The following is a 19,788-nucleotide window of genomic DNA, read 5'->3' as shown; positions in this document are numbered from 1 at the left end:
GGTCTCCTCGCTACCCCCGCCCCGAGGCCACGGCCCGCGCAACGCTGCTCCCCGGCGACTGCACCGCCAGCTGCGACACGTCCACGCCGTCGGCGTCGGGGGTGACCCCGTAGTAGTCGAAGTACACCTTCGCTCGCGAGATGCCCGAGGCGATGGTCATGTTGGTCAACGCCACCGTGAAGCTCGCCCCGGGCGCGAGCGTGACGGCTTCCGAGGCGGGGGTGGCCGCCCAGTAGTGGCCTCGCACGTCGTCCGAGAGGGCAGAGAACGTCCACCCCGCCGCGGCCAGGGACATCGAAGACACCGCGTCGTCGGGCACGAGCTGGCCGAAGTGGATGTAGATCGAGGAGCCTTGTTTGGCCGCGTCCTCGTTCACGATCTTGCCGGGTGAGAACGTGGTCGGCACCTTCCGCAGGTTGGTCACCGTCAACACCAAGCTGGCGCCGGCTCCGGACTGGACGACCGGCGCGCCGCTCGCGTTCGTCAGCGCGAAGCGGAGCACCGTCGGGTTGACGCGGAGCCACCCTTCGGTGAGCGCCTGGGGGCTGTACTGCCAGACGGCGCCCGCAATGGGAGCGGCGATGTCGGCGATCACCCGCCAGGTCTTGCCGCTCGACAGCGTCTCCTCCTCGATGAACGCGAACTCCACGCCGCCGATGGTGGGCAGCGGCAGAGAGACGCCCGGCGCCGGCTGGAGCACCGGACTGACCTGGAACGTCACGTTCAGATCCGCCAGCGTGTCCGCATACTGATCCGGCGGTATGGACAGGGTCGCTGTCGGCAAGATGCCCGTGACCGCGTGGACCGCCGCGCGCGGATCGAGCAGCATCAGCACCTTCTGCGCCCCGAGCGAGGGCGAAGGGGCCGCGCCTTCCGGCGGCGCGGAGGGGCTGAGCAGCAGGCTCGTCGTCGATGGCACCACCACGCCGGACGTGGCTCCGGAGGTCGCTGCCTCGGTATAGAAGGTGGACAGGTCGTATGCGCCCTCGGCACCCTGCTTGAAATAGCCCACCAGGCCGTCGTCGAGCCGCTTCAGGTCGCCGAGGACCACCGGCAGCCGAAGGCCGCTGATCCCGCTGTCGGTGTCCTCGAACGTCTGGCCGTCGACGAGCGTCGAGAAGGACTGGTTATACGTGACCGTCTCCGACAGCGCGAGGCGCAGAGACGCCTGACACAGGGCCACCGGGCGACCCACCAGGAGGGCAAGGCCGGACTGGCTCGGGAGCGTGGACGGCGCGGTCGAGGTCGCGGCGGCGTCGAGCGCTGTCCAGAACGCTTCGAAGAAGGCCGGCGTGGACGCGCCGAGGGCGACGGCGAGGTCGCGGAGGTGCGGGTTCTGAGAGGCCATGACCGTGGCCACGTCCTGGTCCACCGTCGCGTCGTCCCCGGGCGTGGCCTGCCACACGACCCTCGTCTTGTCACCGGTCAGAGACAGCGCGCCCAGCGGGGCGCCGAGGGCGTTGTAGAAGAACACGCCGACGACGAGGTGGCTCGGCAGGAGGAAGCCGCAGATGGGCGTGGTCGCGGGGTGATCGTTCATCTCGACGTACTCGGCCGCGTCCGCCGCGAGCCACCGGAAGAGGAGGCGCGACGGCTGGACGAGGCGCGGCGGCAGCGTCACGACGCCCGGCACGGCCTCGCCGCGGTACGTGGTGGCGAGCGTGCGAGAGATGTAGACGTTCTGGATCTCGACAGGGCGCTTCTGCCCGAACGCGTCGAGCACCGTGAGGCTCGGCTTCATGAAGCCGGCGCGCAGCGGGGAGAAGGCGCCGTTGAAGAGGGGCGAGAGAGGCGGGATGTCGTCGCGCTGGGTGATGATCGACGTGGTCTGTCGCGTGGCCACCTGGAACGGCATCGGCGCGGCGGACGACACGCCGATGTCGAGCTGGAGCGCCTGCGCGCGCATCAGGAAAGCGCTGTTGAGGCCGGTCATCGCCTGCATCACGATCGGCGTCGCCTGCAGCTCGGACAGGACGGCGGACAGCGTCGGGTCGGCGTGGCTCGCGAGGTACTTCGTGATCTGATCGGCGAGGTTCTCCGCCGTCTTCGAGGACAGGACGCCGGCGCCCGTGTACGCCACCGTGCCCGAGCCGGGGAGGGTCGGATCGAACGACACCTTGGAAGGATCCACGTCGATGCTGCCGGGCCCGTTCGGCGCATACGCCATGAACCGCGGGTCGTCCGTGTCCAGCGCGAAGTTGCCGGTCACGACCGCAGGATCGTAGGGCGAGAGCGCGCCGGAGGAGGTGACCGTCGGGGACAGCGGATGGTAGTTCGCGGTCCACAGCACCTGGAAAGGAAGCCAAGGATTTTCGCCTTCCCACCACGTCACGGCAACCGGAGACGGCAGGGTGCCGGTGAAAGCCTGGTACGCGCCGCTGGGGGCGCCGCCCTTGAGGGCAGCGTCCAGCGCGGTCGTGAGGGCCGCGTCGGCGTTCCCGCTCGCCGCCGCGGCGATCCGCGTGTTCAGGAGCACGGCCTCGAGCACCAGCGCGGCCATGTCCGACGCGTACGGGAGGTGGTTCGGCGACGGCGGACCGAGGGCTTCAACCTGGCTCGCGCTCAGGGTCACGGTGCCACCGCCTACCTTGCTCAGCGTCACGGCGGTGACCACGGCGTCGTTCGTGCGGCACGCGAGCTTGCCTTCGGGGTGGAACCGGCCGTCGCCTCCGTACCGCGCCGCCAGGCGGACCGCGTCGCCGGCGAGCAGCACGACAGGCTCCGTGGGAGCGAGCGACGCCTGCGCCGGGACCTGCTGCAAGGCGTACCCCGCCGGCAGCATCTGGCCCACCGCCTGGAGCTGGGCAGCCAGCTTGCCCTGCGCGCCCGTCAAGAGGCCCTGCGTCGTGGACCAGCTGGCGGCTCGCGTCGAGAAGGCGTTGAACGCCTCGTTCTCGTTGTCATGCGTCACCTGGAAGAGACGGTACCAGTCGGCGAAGAGCTGCCATTTGAACGCGGTCACGATCCGCGCCATCTCGTCCGCCTCGGCCTGGTATTCATTGAGGAGGTTCAGCGCGTCGGCCAGGGCGACGGGCAGGGGCGGCGGCGTGGCCGACCCCGCCTCGTCCGGGGCGGGGTCGGCCGCGGCCACGAGGGTGTGCAGCGTGCCGGCGGGCATGGCGCCGAACTGACGGGCGAGCAGCTCCTCGTCGAGGGCGGCGAGCTGTCCGGGCACGGGCGTGGCGAGGCCGCTCAGGAGACCGAGCTGGAACAGGGTCAAAAGGTCCTCGAACCCGGCCGGCTGCGGCTGGCTCTTGCCGGCCATGTACGCAGAGAGCGCCTCCGCCGGGTGGTTGCCGACGGCCACGTCGAGCGTGAGCGGCGCGCCCTGTTGCGAGATGTACCGCGTCGAAGGGCTCCAGACGATGTCCTGCGCAAATCCGCTGTAGAGCGAGTATGACGCCGGGCTCGCGGCGGCCAGGAGCTCCCAGCCGCGCTCGTCGGACAGAGAGGCAGGGTCCTTACCTCCGGCCACGGGGTCGTCCGCCGGGTCGCTGTAATAACCGGTGACGACGTACATCAGGTTGACCGCACCGTGGCTGGTGTCCACGTCCGAGAGGTCGTCCCAGAAGCCGAACACGCCGCGCGCGTTCGGGTAGAACGCCGCGAAGGCGATGTCGCCGCTGGCCGCCGCGTGGATCGGCGCGCCGCACAGATCGACGATGGTCGTGCCCGGCGGTGGGGTCGGATCGGTCCAGCTCCCGTCGAACAGCCGCCATGCGCCGAGGTACCGGAACCCGCGACCCGGCGGGCCGCTCGCCGCGGCGGGAGGCTCCTTCACCGGCAACGTGGGCGCGTTCTTGCCATCCGGGCGCACCGTGGAGAGGGCGTCGCTCATCACGATCCAGCTCTTCGAGGCCAGCGGCCCGCCGGACACGACGACGCGCGTCACGAGCCAGCGGTTGGGCAGGGCAGGGAAGGCCAGGTCCGTCGCGTCCGCCCGGGTCAGCGCGTCCGGCATGGCCCAGTGCAGGTGGACGCCCTGTTCCATGGGCCAGAGCGGCGGCTGGTCGTAGTCGCGCCACACGTTGACGCCGAGGAACGCGGGGAGCGGATCGGTCGTCTGTTCGGCGTACGTCGTTGTCGCCCCAGCGAAGCGGACCGTCTGCTCGTGCGCGTCCACCGCGCCCACGCAATAGGCCTCCACGTCGAGCGGGACGATGAGGCCCGTCGTGCCCGCGACACCCACGCTCCTCATGACGATGCCTCCGCGAAGGCCACTTCCACGACACCCTTGCTCATCTCCAGGGCCCACTCCGCCGACGTCACCCCGTTCGGCAGCGTCTGGCCGAAGTCGCCGGTGAGCCGCGACGCGATCGTCGCCGCGGCGCTGGCCACCTGGAGCGTCTGCCCGTCCGCCCGGGTCGTCACGCAGGCGACGGCGCGCGTGCCAGAGGGATCGCACGGCGTCGCCTTGGTGGTCGGGTTCGTGGTGTACTGCCGGCCCGGCGTGGGAGGGTTCACCTCGCGCAAGGTCGTGAAGTACGTGCCGGAGGGGCCGAGCTCCACGCCGGAGTGGAGCTGCTCGGGCGGCTCCTGGATGAGCAGCGAGCCGAGCACGCCACGGAACAGCGCCATCGTCACGCTGTCCGAGAGGCGCCGCACCGCCACCCGCGGGATCTCGGTGGTGCGCGCGCCGTCCGAGAAGCCGCGGAAACGCAGGTTCGGCCAGCCGCTGACCGCGGCGGACCGGAGCAGGAAGCCCGTGATCGGTCCGTTCGCGTCCGGCGCGGGATCGGCCAGCCATGCGGCGCGCGACCGTGGGTCGTTCTTGCGGAGCGTCCGCATGTGGCGGCGCGCGTCGAGCCGGACTCGCGGCGCATGCACCGTCTCCAGCTCGCCCGCCGACGCCGTCCGGCGCCCCACGCTGAACGCGCCGTCGAGCAGCGCGTCCACGTACCCTTCGTCCACGTAGAAGAAGCGGATCGACTCCGGCGGCAGCATCCGCTCGTCGGGGACGAGGTAGTTGAAGGGCACGCTCGTCAGCGTCGCGAGCTGAGCCAGCCAGTCGAGCACCTCGGGAGGGAGCGGCGGCGCAGCGCCCGCGGCCCGGACGGCGCGCTTCTCCAGGAAGCTCGGGAAGACCTTCGCTCCGCCGAGCCTCGCCTGGAGCAGCGCCTCCTCCGCGGCGATGGCGTCCGACTGGATGACGGACAGCTTCCACCGGTAGAGCGCGTTCGCCACGCCCGTGGCTTGCAGCATCAGGAGCTGGCCGAGCTGCCACGCCGCGCCGTACGAGACGTCGAACATGCCCGTGTCCGGGTTGTAGGCGTTCGCCGCGTCTGGGCCCGAGTAGAGGGCGGCGGACCTGGGCGGCGCGGGGTTCGGGGCCGGCAGGAGCGGTCCGCGGTAGAAGGAGACGGTCTGACCGCCGTGGCGCAGGTGGTGAGTCATGGGCACGTAGCCGAGCATCAGCGCTTGCTGGACGAGCACCGCGGCGTCCGCCGTCGAGAGGGTGCCGAGGGCCTGATTGGCCAGCGCACGCTGGATCTCGGCCGCGCTGGGGGGCGGCCCGTTCAGGGGCAAGGCCAGGGTGGACAGCGCATTCGAATCGGGCGCGCGGTTCAGGTTCGTGAGCAGCGCCTCGAGCGTCTGGTCCATCGTGTTCGCCGTGAACGACCAGGCGCGATAGCAAAGGAGGCGCACGGCCGTCGTCCCCGCTGGGATCGACGGGCTCTGGCCGCCGTCGTCCGCCGGAAGGTAGTCCGCCATGTTCTCCAGGGACACGAGGAACGCGTGCGTGACCGCCGTGGTTGACGGGATCCGGTTCGCCATCACCACGGCGCAGAGCTCCGTCGTGGTGGCGCCGTCGACGCCCTCGGTCGTGTCCACCTCGCGGATGTGCGCGAGGTACTGCACATCGGCGGCCGACGGCGCGACCTTGTTCCACGTGGCGAGCGGCAGGTCGATCACCGTGCACCGGTCGTCCGGCGTCTCGCCGTATCCCATCGGGTTCAGGGTCGCCGCGCCGTAGGAGAGGATCGACGCGGGCAGGGTGCCAGTCCCCGTCACGTTGGATTCCGTCACCGTGATGACCGTGCCCGCGGGGACGAGGTCCTTCGCGAGCATGGCCGCGGGAATGGGGTTCTCGCCGTCCGCGAGCACGAGCACCGCGAGCCAGGGATCCTGGTTGTAGGTCGAATCGCCGTTCTTGAGCATCCGCTCCCACGGCAGGGTCCGGCGGCGCAAGACCACGTGGGGCAGCACGCCGTCGAGCTCGCCGTTCGCGAGGTTCGGCGGGAACACGCTGGCGATGTCCTCCGGGGCGAGGGAGAATCGCTCGCCGCTCACCACCAGCGTCGCCTGCGCGGAGAAGGTGCCTGGGCTCTGGTTCGGAATGTTCTCCTCGGCCGTCACCACGTAGGTGCCAGTCCGGAGCGGCGGCGTGTCGTCCTGAATGAACGTAACGTACCTCTGGGCTGTGCTCGTGCTGCTCACCGCGTCTCCTCCTTCGTCACGCTTCGTCATGCCGAGCGCATCTCACCGAGCAAGCGGAGCCGCGGAGCGGCGTCCAGGTCGTCGTTCGCGGGGTCCGACAGGGAGGTGACGTGCACGTTCGGATCCACCGTCACGCCCTGCCCTGCCATGGCGGCGATGAGCGCGCTCCGCACCGTGTTCACGGTCCGCGTCGCGATCGTCTGTGCCACGGTCTCGGTGGTGAACGGGTCCGTCGTCGGGATGACGGCGTTCGTCCACGAGAATGGCTGGATGTCATCTTCCAGCGTGAAGAGCAGCGCCTCGAGCGGGACCGGAAGGGTGGTGTCCGGCGGCGCGACGACGGGCACGAGGTCGTAGCCGCCGAGCGCGTTCACGATGGTGCTCGACGTGAGCGCCGTGGCCGGATCCACGACGGGGACCCCGTGCGCGTCGAAGGTCTTCAGCTCCCAGAACGCCTTGGGCGCGTTCACGAGCGCGCGCACCGCGTGGAACGTGGACAGCTCCGAGGACTGCACCGCGAGCGCGAGCCCGGGCTGGAAGTCCGCATTGCCGATGCCAGCGGGCCCCGCGCCGAAGGCGACGTTCGGGGCGATCACGTTGCCCTGCGCGTCCTGCGGCTGCTCGCTGTCGGGCGCGAGCGACACCTGCCCCGAGAAGGTGCTCGTCTTGATCGGAATGACGGTCTTCACGTGGCCGCGGAACGTCTCCCCATTGACGAGGTACACGGGCGCCGAGGGGGTATCGTCGAGGACCCGGACCAGGCCCTGGGACACGGTGAACCGGACGAGCGGCGACGTCGTGGGGTCCCCGAGAGACGTCCCGGCCTGCACGCCCGAGCCGAGGCGCCGCGAGGCGCCCGGCCGCGCGAACCGGCTCCGCGGGCGCGCGGCCTGCGACGAAGCGGCCGCCTGGCCGGGGAGCACATCCGACACGAACTGGCGCCACGGCACCGTCGTGGATGTGTCCTGCGACGAAGCGGAAGCGGGGAACGAGATCGTGAACGAGATGATCGAGAGGTCCACGGTCGCCTTCCCGGCGAACGGGGGTCCCCAGATCTGGATGCCCACGCCGACGTGGACGGTGATCGACACGCGGACGAACCAGATCTTGACGCTGAAGGATGCGCCGAGATCGATGCCCGCGTCGATGAAGTAGTGGAAGGGCTTGAACTGCAGCAAGAAGTCCGCCCACACCGTGAACCAGGCGCGGACCGGCCCGCTGCTCCAGGTGGCGCTCATCTGCCCGCCGGCCATGATCACGTTGTTCGTGAGCGCAAAATAGTGCCCGCCCACGATGGCCAGCTCGGGGGTCACCTGCCAGCTCAGCCCGAGCCTGGGGACGGTGGGATAGTCGCTCGGGACCGTGAAATTCGGGTTGTAACCGCCGAAGGTGAGCACCGTCTCCCCGGCGTGCTCGCCCGAGAACCAGAGGTTATAGGCGAACCCGCCCGTCAGGCGCGCGTCCTTCGACAGGATGTACGAGCTCGGGGTGAGGTGTCCGGCGATGGCGAGCAGGCCCGTGGACGGAGAGAAGGACACCTCGAGCGCGATCTGGACCTCCGCGACCGGCGCGTCCGGCGGGATCTGGAGGGTCGAGATCCCGAGGAGAGCGATCTCGAAGGTGTTCCCGAAGGTGACCGTGGCGAGCGCGAAGGAGTCGACGACGGTGAAGCTCGTGAAGCTGAGACCCGCGGCGAGCCAGTAATCTCCGACGCTCGGCGCCACCACGCCCGACGACACGAGCCGCGCGAGGACCCCCTGCACCTGATCGCCGATGGGCCGCGTCGGGTCCATCGTCGGCGGGTCGTCCCCGCCCGTCGCCCACGCGACCAGCGGGAAGCTCGCGACACGGCTCACGTCCGGGATGACGAGCTGCCGGTTGAAGCCGAACCCGACCGCCGCCCCGGTGACGAAGAACGCGGGTATCCCGCCGAGCGGCGCGTTCAGGATGCCGTACAGGAAGAACGACGGGTGATCCTGGTACTCCGCGTATCCGGCGAACGCCGCGAGGGCCAGCTCGGGCACGCGCACCGACAGCACGCCCACGAAGTTCACCGGCGACAGCGTGCCGAGCAGCCCACCCTGGATGCTGATGGGTCCTTCCTGGAAGCTGACCGCGATCCCCTGGATCGTGAGCTCCACGCTCGGCGACTCGATCGGCGAGCCGATGCCCAGCCCGAGGAGGTCGATCTCCAGGCCTCCCGCTGCGAGCGCCATGTTCGTGAGCACGAACAGGGACCCGTGCTGGTACGAAAAGCCGATCTTCTGGAAGGTGACCGGACCGAACCTCTTCTGCACGTCGATCCACATCACGTCGCTGCCTGGCGCGGCCGCGCCCGCGAGCGCCGTCGCGGTCGCGGCGAGCGCGGAAGGAGGCGCGGGCGGCGGGCTCGTCACGAGGAGGCTCAGGCTGCCGAGCACGAGCTCGGCCGCCATCGAGAAGCCCTTCGGGATGGCCTGCGCGTCGGCCGCCGCGCTCGTCGGCGGGAGCGGCTTCACCGGCACCTGGAGGTCGGCCATGAGCTGATTGACCGCCGCCACGTCCGCCGCCGTGAACGCGTCGGACGTCACCACGAGCTTCACGTTCTTGATGCCCACCATCGCGTCCGCGGGGAGGGCCTTGCCGACGAGCGGGAGGCTCGACAGCGGGAACTCGACCGCGATGTCCATCGCGAACAGGTACTTCTTCGTGCCGTTCGCGTTGATGTACGCTAGCAGCGCGTCGGCGATGTCGACGACGAGCCCGTCGGGCAGGATCGAGGCCACGCTGGGCGAGATCGTCGCGATGAGCTGCTTGACGTCGATCGTGCCCGTGCCTGCGCCGTGGGTGTACGCCGCCACGAACGCGTCCGAGCTGCCGCCCTTTCCAAAGCCGACCTCGAACGTCAACCCGTTCGCGGTGAAGGCGCCCTGCACGACGGCGGTCAACGACGGGCTCCACGTGAGCTGGAAGCCGACCGAGAACTCGGTCAGCGTGAGCACGCCGGGGATCACCTCCCAGTCCAGGGTCGGCGTGAGCGGATCCGCCGCGCTGGCGAGCGCGATCGTCATCCCGAGGTTCGTCAGCGCCGTGGGCGAGACGGTGAGCCCGAGGTTCAGGTTCTGGATGAGGAAGTGGAGCCGATCGAGGCCGGACGCCCGGATGTAGCTCCCGAGGTCCGCCCCGTTCGCCAGCGTGGCCATCTCTCCGATCGACGGGAGCGCGATCACCGGCGAGATCACGTCGAGGCGCCACGGCGCGGTGGACGCGCTCCGGCCGAACTCCACCAGCACCTGCCCTTGCTTGCCGATCGCGAACATGCCCCCCACGGTCCCGAGCACGCCGTTCTGCGCGTCGATCGTGAGCTGGATCCGGAGGGACGAGAGCGTGAGGCCGTTCGAGGGGAGGAGCGGCCAGGGGCTCGTGGACGAGAGCGCGAAGGTGAACTCCTGGAGCGCGAACCCTTGCGCGGCCACGGCCACGCGGAGATACCGGAACGTGAATCCGCCAACCTTCGACAGGCCCGCTGGGAGGAGGCTGTCCATCGAGCCGCCGGAGAGCAGGTGCGCGATGTCCCCGAGGTCCGGCAAGGCGATGTTCGGTTGCGCGGTGATCGACCAGACTCCCTGGTCCAGCGGAAACGGTATCTCCGCCTCCAGGGTGAGGCTGCCCAGCACGAAGTTGCCCCGGACGTAGCCGGACCCCGAGAGGCCGAGCGCGACCCCCTGTCCCGCTTGGGTGTAGTCGAGCCCCAGGGAGACCACGACGTCGGTGAGCGCGATCTTCCCGCCGGCCGCGGTCCAGAGGGCCTTCGCGGGATCCGAGGTGTCGGCGACGTCGAGCGTCACGTTCGAGAGCAAAGGCGCGTTCGGCCAGAGGGAGAGGCCGAACGACCGGAGGCCGAGCCCCGCCGTGCCGATGATCGCCGGGAAGGCGGCGAGCAGGTTCAGCCCGGAGGGAAGGAGCCACGCGAGGTCGTCGAAGGACCAGCTCTGCCCGTCCACCGGCCTCAGCTCGTACCCGCTCGTGGCGGTCGAGAGCGCGACGCCCAGGCCCTTCGCTCCGCCCGGCGGCGACACGTCGCCCTGGATCTGGGGCACGAGCGCGTACGTCCATAGACCGCTCTGCGGCGCCGCGACGCCGACCAGCCCGTAAACCGCATTGGCGAACGTCAGCGTGGCGGCGAGCCCGGGCACTTGCACCGTGGGCGACGGCCCGCTCGTGACGACACCGCTGTAGAACCCGGACGGCAGCGCTGCGCCGAACATGCCAGTGATCGTGGCCAGCGCGGGCGCCTGAAAGAGCGCCTCGATGGCGACGTCGCCGTTCCCGAGGTCCTCGAAGGTGACGGTGAGCGCCAGGCCCTGCCCCTGGCCGCTCACGACCAGCACGTTCGACGTCACGGAGGCAGGCAAGCTCACGTTCGACGTGAGGGTGAAGCCTGCGAGCTGGAGGAGCCAGAAGACGTCGAGCAGGTGCGCGCCCGCCGTGCCGCGGAGCGTCGGCGGGGTGAGCGGGAGGGCATGGTTCGGGTCGCTCGCCTGGGCCTGCGACAGCGAGGTCAGGAGCGTCTGGAGGAGCTGGGATGCGGTGCCGTCGGACATGGCTATCTCCTCGGAGCTTTCTAGAGGGGTAGCTGGTTGCCTCGGCCGAAGACGTTCCAGTCCATGAACTCCTGCTCTGCGGCGGAGTTGATGGAGTGGTACAGGATCCGCCGCGCGGTGGCCTGGGAGGGCTGCCCCGCCGCGGCGATGAGGGCGAGCGCCGCGCGGATGTTCTTCTCGAACACCCCCATGATCTTGTTCTCCGGCAGCTCGAACCCGGCGGGGTCGTCCTTCGACGGATCCAGCTCGATGACGAACGCCCGCGCGTTCGCCTGGGTCGCGCAGTGATCGGCGAGCGTGCCAACGGCGTCGTATCCGATCTGGCTGACCGGCGTGCCGAGCCCGTACTGGTACGACCAGGACCACCACCGCGACGTCGCGATGAGGGCCTGGAGGATGCGCCCCAGGCTCTTGTAGCTCGCGTTGACGAAGCCGCGGTCGGATGCCTCCGTGGGATAGAGGATCTGCTGAAAGTAGGAGTGGTAGTCGACCATCGTATCGACGTTCACTCTCACGACATTGCGAATGTGGGCGATGGTCCCCTCGATGTTCCGGGTCTCGAGGGCGGACGCCCGGCTTGGTCCGAAGTAGCTCTCGCTCGTGGGGTCGGTGTTGTTGTCCGGGTGCTCCCCCTCGTAGTCCTTGTAGAAGGTGTTGTACCCGCTGTACATCGTGGTCGCGTTGCGGTTCAGGTCCACGCCGAAGACCTCCTCCGCCGGCACGATGGTGAAGGGGCTGTTGCCTGCGTCCGGCGGCAGGGGCCGTTTGTAGAGCGGGGTCTCATACCTCACGTTCGCCCCGTCCGGCGCCACGTTCACGAACGGCGGATTCGGAGCCGGCGGCACGCCGCGCTGGAGCTCGGCGAGCCACCTCCACTGGGTGTACGGCAGCCTGTCGCGGTTCTTGCGCCATTTGCGGCTGTTCGCGTCCGTGCTGTACACCGTGTACCAGTTGCCGTTGGGGTTCAGCATCGGCACGAAGTAGAGCCGGCGGTTGTCCACCAGGTTCCGGATCGCGGTCTGGTAGCGGCCGACCGGAGCAGCGGTGTAGTTGACGATGAGGTACTCCGCGATGAGGTAGGCGATGGCCGGGGCGACCCACTCGCGCGCGTGGATCCCCCCGGTGATGATGGCCGCCGGCCTCCCTAACCCACCGCCGAAGGCCAGGACGGTCATGTCCCGGTCCACGCCGACGTCGTCGGGCACGGTCGCGCCGGCTCGGAAGATGTGGATGCCGGGGACGCCCCGGGTGGCCGCGTAGTCCGCGAGCCCCTGGAGATCCTGCCGCATGCTGTAGAACTGCATGTTGTTCCTCGTGACCACCGCCGGCGACAGCGTCCACGGCGCCGCCGAGGCGGGGTAGTCGTACGCGTAGAAGTGGTAATGATCGGAGGCGGTGCGTTGGGGCGGCGGCATCGTTCGTCCTCAGTGGGCGGTGTTTCGGACCAAGGGGGTGAGAGCGTCGGAGGGGCGTTGCGCCGCCTCGAAGTGGGCGCGGAGCCCGGCGGCGTCCTCCGCGCTGGCGCGAACTGCCCAGGTGGCCGCGTGGGCGGTCATCCGGCGCTCCTGGTCCACGACGGCGGACAGCAGCGCCTCCGGCCCGCCGCGCGCGGCCGGCGCGACCGGGAACGCGGCGAGCGCATCGAGGAGCATCGCCGTGTGCTCCCGCAACACCGGAGACATCGCCTCGTGCGCGGCAGGGTGCTCCGAGGCCGCGCGGCGTCCGAGGTTGCGGAGCACGTGATTCTGGTGCAGCAGCGCGCGCCGCGTCTGGGCGGCGAAGGGCTCACCGACCCCTTGGCCCTCCCGCTCGGAGTACTCGAGGCGAGCGGCGAGGTCTCGCTCCAGCGCGGGCTGCCCCGCCGCGGTCTGCGTCGCCCCGACGGCGGCGTCGTGGAGCGCGTCGCCATCGAGGTAAAGCACGATGACCGCGGCGCCCAGGGCCTCGAGATCGGCGATCCGGCTGTCGCGCACGGTCGCGACCACGCCGCCTCGAAAGCGGATGAACGGCTCTCGATCGTACATGAGCAGGCGGCGCACCTCGGGGGTGTCCGGCGCGATGTACACGCCGCGGTAGGGATCCACGTGCGGGATGCCCCGAGGCACCCGCAGCCGCGGGCCCCGCCGGCAGGCGTCGATCAGCGCGTGGGCGCGCCGCCGGTGCAAGGAGGCCCTGGCGAGGAGCTCCTGCCGCTCCTCCTCGGACGTGACGCGCGGCCGCGAGGCCTCGGCCTCGTGCTCCAGCGCCATCCATGCCTCGTTGTGGACGGCGGACGAGAAGATGGCGCTGGTCACGTTGTTCTCGTACGTGCCAATGCCGTACAGGTCCGCGTGCCGATCGAGGAGGACCTCGAAGTGCGCCTCCAGCGCCGCCTGCTCCGGGGCCCCCGGCAGCGCGCGGATCGCGGCCGCGCACGTGTCGAGGGACGTGTGGAGGAGATCCAGGAGCTGCCGGAAAGCAGCCTTGTGCTCGTCGCGGGTCGACATGATCCCTCGAGGCCCTTACCCGGCGATGATGAGCTTCACCGAGATCCCGAAGGACCCCGAGGGCGCGGTGTCACCTTGCCAGTACGACCACACCGCGCTCGTCTGGAAGGACGCGGGGTACTGGACCGGCCACGCGATGAGCGCGCCGGGCGCCGGGATGCTCATGGACGTCGCGACGACCGTGTTCGCGCCGTCGGGGCCTGGGATCGACACGGACAGCTTGCCGTCCGTGGGGATGTTCGTGAGCTGCACGCCCACGTAATACCTGTGCGCCGCGGCCGGCGTGCTGATGGCCGCCACCTGGCTCGCCGTCGGCCGGGCCGGCGACGACGCCGTGGTGGAGAGCCAGCTCATCTGCGGGTGCGTGGCGAGGAGCTGCGTCGCCCCCGCGGGGTTGATGTACCCGAACGGGGAGAAGTCCGGCGGCTGCGGGCACGCGCTCGCGTCCGCGTACGTGATGAGCACGTACGACTGGCCCGCGGGCGGCGGCGGCGGATTCCACACGATGGGCACGGTCGAGACCATCACCTGTCCGCTGGCCGTCGCGGTGAGGTCCACCCAGTTCTGGGGGACGCCCGCCACGGTGAACCCCGCTCCGGAGAAGCTCGTCGGCGAGAGCTGGCCCGTCGTGGCCCAGAACAGGTAGACGCGCGCTGTGCCGGCGCCGCTCGCCGTGTTGAGCGCCCGGAGGTAAAGGAAGTTGGGCTGGCCGATGACGAGGGTCTGCCGGAGCGTGCCGTCGTCATAGTCGCTCTGGCTGGCCAGGGCGGACACGTCCTGCGCCGCGGCGGCGCCGAAGACGATGATGTCCGGGCTCGTCTGGGCGCCGGTGCCCTCCGCGGCGATGGTCTGTCCGGGGAACTGACGGACGAACCCGCCGCGATAGAGCGTGTCGAGCATGACCATGTTGCCGTTCTGCTGGATGTAAGCGCCGAGCGCGTCCATGCTCGCGAAGGGCGTCGCGGGCCAGGCGGGCGGGCTCGGGCTCGCGGAGTTGTCGACCCACGCGATCAGGTAGTACGACGCGCCCGAGGTGCTCGGCGTGGGCGGAGTCCACAGGAAGGGGGTCGTCGTCGCGACGTACTGCCACTGCGACACGGCGCTGACGTCCTGGTAGCTCTGGGCGCTCCCGTTCACGGTGAAGCCCGTGGACTGCCACTTCGTCGGATCCAGGATCTGGTCGCTCTGCGCGAAGTAGAGGTAGATGCGCGCCTTCTGGATGCCGGCGGGGTTCTTGTTGATGCCGCGGACGTAGAGGTAGTTCGGCTCGCCGATGACGGGCGCCTGGAAGAAGTACCAGTCGTAGCCCGTGGGGTCGGTGAACACCGTCGTATCGAACGCGTCCGCCGCGCCGATGAGCAGCAGATCCGGAGAGGCGCTGTACTGCGCCGGGCCCGCGGGGGGCTGGCCGAGCTTCTGGCGGAGGACGATGCCGGTGGCGGCGGCCTCTCTCTTCGCGGTGGTGGTGATCATGATCAGGCTGCCTTCTTCCCGGGCGCGCCGGCGCCGCCGAACTTGAGGTTGTACGACTGCGATCCGACCACCATCACGGTCACCTGCACGAGGTTGAGGTCGTCGTCCCTCGCGCTGGTCGTGAAGAAGGGGCTCGGGATGCCGTTCGGCGCGTTCACCGTCCGGTAGAATGCCATCAGCGAGGGTCCCACTTGCAGGAGCGGGGCCACCGTGATCTTGGCGTTCGCTGGGAGCGGGGTCGCGCCCGGTTTGTGGGTGACGAGGACAGAGGTCTGGAAGTCGGGCGGGTAGGAGAGCGCGCCGCGCGGCATGTACCCACCCTGGTAGTCCGAGACGCTCGCGCTCTGCAGCGACACGGTGTTGGACGAGTCCGTGCCTTGCACGCTGACCGAGAAGATCCCGTCGCCGGGGACGTTGAAGAACGACACCGAGAGGTAGATCGTGCCGCCGCTCGAGGGCATGGTCAGGTTGGTGCCGTACACGAAGTCGGGAGGCGGCGAGTCGTAGTCGGTGGTGTTGCGCCAGGCCATGTTCGGGTGGGCCATGATGAACTGCCCGAGGTCGTCGACGCTGCTGAAGCTCGGGAGAACGGGCGGCTGCGGGCTCGCGCTGTTGTCGGCCCATCCCACGATGCAGTAGTGATTCCACTGGCTGCCCGTCAGCGTCGGCGGGACCCACACGAGCGGGAGCTGCCCGACCACGAGCTGGTTGGCGCTCGTCGCGACGATGTCGATCCAGTTCTGGGGGACGTTCGCCAAGCTGATGTTGTCGCTCCGCCAGTTCGCCGGCCAGCGCATCAGGTCGCTCTCGGTGTAGTAGAAGTACACGCGCGACTGCTGCGCTCCGTTCGCTGTGTTGAGGCCGCGGATGTAGATGTAATTGGGGTTGTTCTCGATGACGTTCGCGCTGAACGGGTTACCGTACCCCCCGGGGGACGTGAACTGGGTGAGGTCCGGCTGGATCGCCGGCTCCCCGTCGACCTGGTAGGCGATCAGATCCGGAGATTCGGACCACCCGGAGGATGGCTGTCCCGGCGTCTGCCCGAGATCGTGCCGCAAAAAAAGGCCCGAATAGCTTCCCATGGAGATCGTTTCCTCCCTTATGCCGCCGCCCCGAGGCCGCTCTACATCCCCATCTGCACGGCGTCGATCACGGCGAGGCTGCCCTGCGCGCCCGCCCCGCCGCTCCCCTGCCCGCGCGTGTTCGCCGTGAAGATGCGCGACGCGTCCGGCAGGATCGCGAGGCCGTCCGCCCCCGCCGCCGCGGACGGCTCCGTGTTGAGGGGCAGCGTCTGCAGGATCCGGAGCGAGGCGGGGTCCAGGATGCGGAGCGCGGCCGCGTTCGTGTCCGTGGCGTAGAGGCGCCTGCCGTCCGGCGACGCGATGAGGCCGCGCAGGTTCACGAACGCCTGCGGGATGGCCGCCGTGCGCACGGCGAGCGTCGCCACGTCGACCACCGTGACGGTGTTGTACTGGGCGCCGGAGTTGAGCACGTACGCGGTGGATCCGTCGGGCAGGATCGTGGCGTCGAGGGCGCTCGCGTCCGCGGGCACCACGGTGGGATCGAGGCTGTACGTGCCGTCCGAGGCCCTCCGCACGACGCGTACCGCGGGCGCGGCCGGATCGACGACGAACACCGCCGAGCCATCCGGCGTGGACCGAAGCATCACGACGCCCGCGCCGCTGCCCTGGTAGAGCGACACCGTTTGGCCCGGCGTCCACGCGCTGCTGCTCTTGGTGAGCACGAGCAGGCCGTAGTGCCTCGACGAGGTGCCGAGCAGGACGAACAGCGTCTGTCCGTCGCCGGAGATCGCGATCGACAGGGGCAAAGAGCCGTTCGTCGCGGAGGAGAGATCGACGCTCGTGACCGTGAGGTCGGTCGTGCGGATCAACGAGAGGGCGGCCGCGCCCTGCGTGATCGCGATCGCTTGCTGGTGCGAGGCGACGGGCGAGAACACGCACCCGAGGATCGGCTGGCTCGCGAGGACGGCGGAGATCTGCCCGTGAGTGATGTTGTAGACCAGGATCCCGGGCGGAAGGTGACCGGCCGCAGGCACCGCCGCGTCGTGCCATGCGAAGACGACGGACCCATCGGGCGCGGCTGCCACGTCGGTCGGCTGATTGGGAATCGAGAGGGTCTCCGGCGCCGCGACGTACGTACCGAGCGTGATGAGGCCGAAGCCGGTCGCGTACTCGGTCGCGACGGCCACCATCAGGCCGTCCTGGGAAGCGGCGATGCCGTAGGCGAAGCCGTACGGGCTCTGTCCGACCGGGATGGGGTCCCCCGCGGCCGCGGCGGACGCCGGCGGGCCCCACGTGCTCAGGAGCGACACCGTGGAGTCGAACTGGTTGGCCACGAACGCGTACCCGCCGCCCGGAGTGAGGGCGATGGCCCGCGGTCCACTGCCCACGGTCACGGTGTTGCGAGACCCGGTGTTCGGGTAGTTCGGGTCGACCACGACGATGGCGTTCTGCTGCGGACAGGCGATGAGGAGCTGCTTGCCGCTGGACGTCGCGGCCACGTCGACGGGCGAGCCGGGCAGCCCCGCGATGATCTCCACCACGGAGCCGAGCGCCCCGCGCGGATCGAGGGCGATGACCGACACGGTCTTGTCGGACCAGTTGGCCACGAAGAGCCGGTTCCCGGAGGCGTCGAAGCTGATCCCGGCGGGCGCCGCGCCGACGACCACCGTCGCTTCGATCACGTACGCGTCGCCGGACCGGACGAGCGACACCACCAGTCCGGAGGCGCCGGCCTGCGTACCCACGGTCACGAAGATGCGCTGGCGATCCGGCGTGATGACCGCGCGGCTCGGCGTGGCGGGCAGCTTGACCGAGGTCGCGGCCGAGAAGGCCGGCAGCCCCGTCCCCTGAGCGGCCACCGCGATGAGCGAGACATCGTTGCTGTCGCTGTTGGTGGTCACGAGGAGCGCCCCGTCCTGCGAGATGGCGAGCGACGTCGGTCGGGCGCCGACCTGCAGCGTCCGCTGGATCTCGTAGCTCACCGTATCCATGACGAGGATGCTGTTCTGGCTCTGGGACAGGAACGCCACGAAAGGCGCGGTGGGCGAGAACACCACGTCGGTCGTCGCGTCCGGCAGCGGCTGGGTGGACACCTGGGGTTTGAACGCGGACACGACGAGCTTCCGCGTGAGCGCCGGGTTCGGGGTGGCGAGGTTCGGCGCGAGCGTGATGACCTGCGGCCCCGTGAGCGTCGCGTTCGTCGTGCCGGTGGCCTTGAACGTCTGTCCGCCGAACGCGTCGCCGGTGCTCGTGAGCGACACGAGGACGTCGTCCGGAATGTCGACGGCCCACGCGAAGGTCGCGTCGTGGGAGGCCGACCCGCAGTAGATATCGAGGGGCGCTCCCGTGAACGAGTTGATGACCGGGAGCGCCGTGGCCGTCCGATACTTAGAGTCTCTGTTGACCGCGCCCCCGCCCCGGCCGGTGGCGGCGAGGTTGAAGACGGTGGACTCCGCGGTGAGGTTGACCTGCGTGTGCGTCTTTCCGGTCACGTCGCACTGCTTGCCGTTCTGAGTCAACGTGAGGCTCGTCGCGTACCGCGCTTTCCACGACACCGTCACCGTGGCCGTGCCGTTCCGGAAGTACGTGGGGTTCGGCGTCACCTTTAGCGAGTCGATGGCCACGTGGGGTACCTTGTTGAGCACGAGCGTGTAGACGCCGTCGGCGTAACCGGGCACGTTCGCGAACGCGATCACCATCGCCGTTGGCCCCGGCTGGTACGTCGTCACGATGTTGGTGAAGTCGAAGGCCACGATCGCCAGCACGCCGCTGCCGACGATGGGCGCGCCCTCGGGCGGCTGGAGCGTCCAGGATGGGGCCTGTTCATTCGGGTTCTTGGTGATCTTCCAGCATTCCGCGTTCAGGCCGGCCTTCGGCGCGATCTTGCAGGCGTGCGTGACGTCGGTGAGGGCGCCGAACCCGAAGCTGTCCCCGGTCGCGCCGTACACGAAGCTCACCGAGAAGACGGTGCTCGGCCCCGCGTTGACGACCGTGCCCGTCGCGCCCGGCGAGAGCTGGAGGGAGATCGCGTTTTCGGCGCGGCGCAGCGGGAGATCGCTGCTCACGATCGTGCTCTGATCGAGGCCCACGGCCAGGACGTCGGGCAGGAATCCAGAAGGCTCGTCCGGGCGGGCCACGAGCGCGACCTGGAAGCTCGAGAACATGCCCTGGACGGCGGGCACGCCGTAGTACGTCGCGTAGAGCTGCACCGTGGGAGTGCCGAGCGCCTTGGGCACCTCCATGCGGCTGATCGCGATGGAGAGGCCGCCCGAGGTGCCGGACGACAACATCTTCGCGACGGTGGGTGTCATGCCGACGACGCTGGAGGCCGGGAAGGTCTTGAAGGTGAAGCCGTCCGCCGAGAGCTTCAATCCGGCGAGCACGTCGGCGGAGAGCCGGAGCTGGGAGAGGTCCAGGTAGAAGACGGTCCCGGACATGGGCGGTGTGGACGGGTCGGTGATCGTCCCCGGCGTCAACGTGACCGAGCCCGACGTCAGGCCGACCTGCAAGGTGAGCTGGTTGTACGTCGCGTCGGTCGTGATGTAGATGACGTTGGCGGTCAGCCCCGGGCCCGCGGCATTGACGAGCTGGAAGACGATCTGTGGGCTCGCGTCGACGCTCGTGGCCTCCTCGTTCTTCGCGTGCATGTGCACAGTACCTTTCGCGCCTGTGGGTTCCAGAAACTCTGCCCGTCCAGATCCGGAAGCTCTGCCCGCCGAGGGGAGCTCCTCTGCCCCCTCCAGGCCAGCCGGGTTGGTGCGCTGTCACCGTTCACGAACCGGATCG

The 19,788-nt window shown here is 69.7% G+C and carries 8 protein-coding genes; all 8 read right to left on the bottom strand.

Going from position 1 to position 19,788, the window contains the following annotated elements; genetic code table 11:
- Positions 1-10: 10 nt before the first annotated feature.
- From WMF20_RS45610 to WMF20_RS45575, 8 genes are read right to left on the bottom strand one after another with little or no spacing between them, the layout of a single operon-like run.
- Positions 11-4,198: a hypothetical protein gene (locus WMF20_RS45610; protein ID WP_437608026.1), complete on the bottom strand. Its 4,188-nt coding sequence runs from the start codon at positions 4,196-4,198 to the stop codon at positions 11-13.
- Positions 4,195-6,468, bottom strand: coding sequence for a hypothetical protein (locus tag WMF20_RS45605; protein WP_437608025.1), 2,274 nt, complete (start codon positions 6,466-6,468; stop codon positions 4,195-4,197). Before WMF20_RS45605 ends, WMF20_RS45610 begins: the two co-directional genes overlap by 4 nt.
- Positions 6,465-11,021 carry a DUF6603 domain-containing protein gene (locus tag WMF20_RS45600; RefSeq protein ID WP_437608024.1) on the bottom strand — a complete coding sequence of 1,519 codons (4,557 nt, stop codon included), beginning with the start codon at positions 11,019-11,021 and terminating at the stop codon, positions 6,465-6,467. The genes WMF20_RS45605 and WMF20_RS45600 overlap by 4 nt, the downstream gene beginning before the upstream one ends.
- Before the next feature lie 20 nt (positions 11,022-11,041).
- Positions 11,042-12,436, bottom strand: coding sequence for a M14 family zinc carboxypeptidase (locus WMF20_RS45595; RefSeq protein ID WP_437608023.1), 1,395 nt, complete (start codon positions 12,434-12,436; stop codon positions 11,042-11,044).
- Positions 12,437-12,445: 9 nt separating this feature from the next.
- Positions 12,446-13,507, bottom strand: a complete 1,062-nt coding sequence (locus tag WMF20_RS45590) for a hypothetical protein (RefSeq protein WP_437608022.1) — start codon at positions 13,505-13,507, stop codon at positions 12,446-12,448.
- Positions 13,508-13,522: 15 nt separating this feature from the next.
- A complete protein-coding gene (locus WMF20_RS45585) occupies positions 13,523-14,980 on the bottom strand; it encodes a hypothetical protein (protein ID WP_129580107.1) in 1,458 nt (485 codons plus the stop codon).
- A 2-nt stretch (positions 14,981-14,982) separates the two neighbouring features.
- A complete protein-coding gene (locus WMF20_RS45580; RefSeq protein ID WP_437608021.1) occupies positions 14,983-16,062 on the bottom strand; it encodes a hypothetical protein in 1,080 nt (359 codons plus the stop codon).
- 41 nt (positions 16,063-16,103) lie between these two features.
- Entirely contained in the window at positions 16,104-19,649 is a 3,546-nt protein-coding gene (locus WMF20_RS45575; RefSeq protein WP_437608020.1) for a beta-propeller fold lactonase family protein, read from the bottom strand.
- Positions 19,650-19,788 lie beyond the last annotated feature (139 nt).

This window comes from Sorangium sp. So ce834 (genome assembly GCF_051521425.1).
Taxonomy (GTDB): domain Bacteria; phylum Myxococcota_A; class Polyangia; order Polyangiales; family Polyangiaceae; genus Sorangium; species Sorangium cellulosum_D.
This window is presented reverse-complemented; position numbering and strand designations above follow the sequence as displayed.

What these genes read in the sequence shown, in the direction of transcription:
- WMF20_RS45590 (WP_437608022.1), bottom strand. Translation starts at nt 13,507, where the DNA reads ATGTCGACCCGCGACGAGCACAAGGCTGCTTTCCGGCAGCTCCTGGAT.
- WMF20_RS45600 (WP_437608024.1), bottom strand. Translation starts at nt 11,021, where the DNA reads ATGTCCGACGGCACCGCATCCCAGCTCCTCCAGACGCTCCTGACCTCG.
- WMF20_RS45610 (WP_437608026.1), bottom strand. Translation starts at nt 4,198, where the DNA reads ATGAGGAGCGTGGGTGTCGCGGGCACGACGGGCCTCATCGTCCCGCTC.
- WMF20_RS45585 (WP_129580107.1), bottom strand. Translation starts at nt 14,980, where the DNA reads ATGATCACCACCACCGCGAAGAGAGAGGCCGCCGCCACCGGCATCGTC.
- WMF20_RS45575 (WP_437608020.1), bottom strand. Translation starts at nt 19,649, where the DNA reads ATGCACGCGAAGAACGAGGAGGCCACGAGCGTCGACGCGAGCCCACAG.
- WMF20_RS45595 (WP_437608023.1), bottom strand. Translation starts at nt 12,436, where the DNA reads ATGCCGCCGCCCCAACGCACCGCCTCCGATCATTACCACTTCTACGCG.
- WMF20_RS45580 (WP_437608021.1), bottom strand. Translation starts at nt 16,062, where the DNA reads ATGGGAAGCTATTCGGGCCTTTTTTTGCGGCACGATCTCGGGCAGACG.
- WMF20_RS45605 (WP_437608025.1), bottom strand. Translation starts at nt 6,468, where the DNA reads ATGACGAAGCGTGACGAAGGAGGAGACGCGGTGAGCAGCACGAGCACA.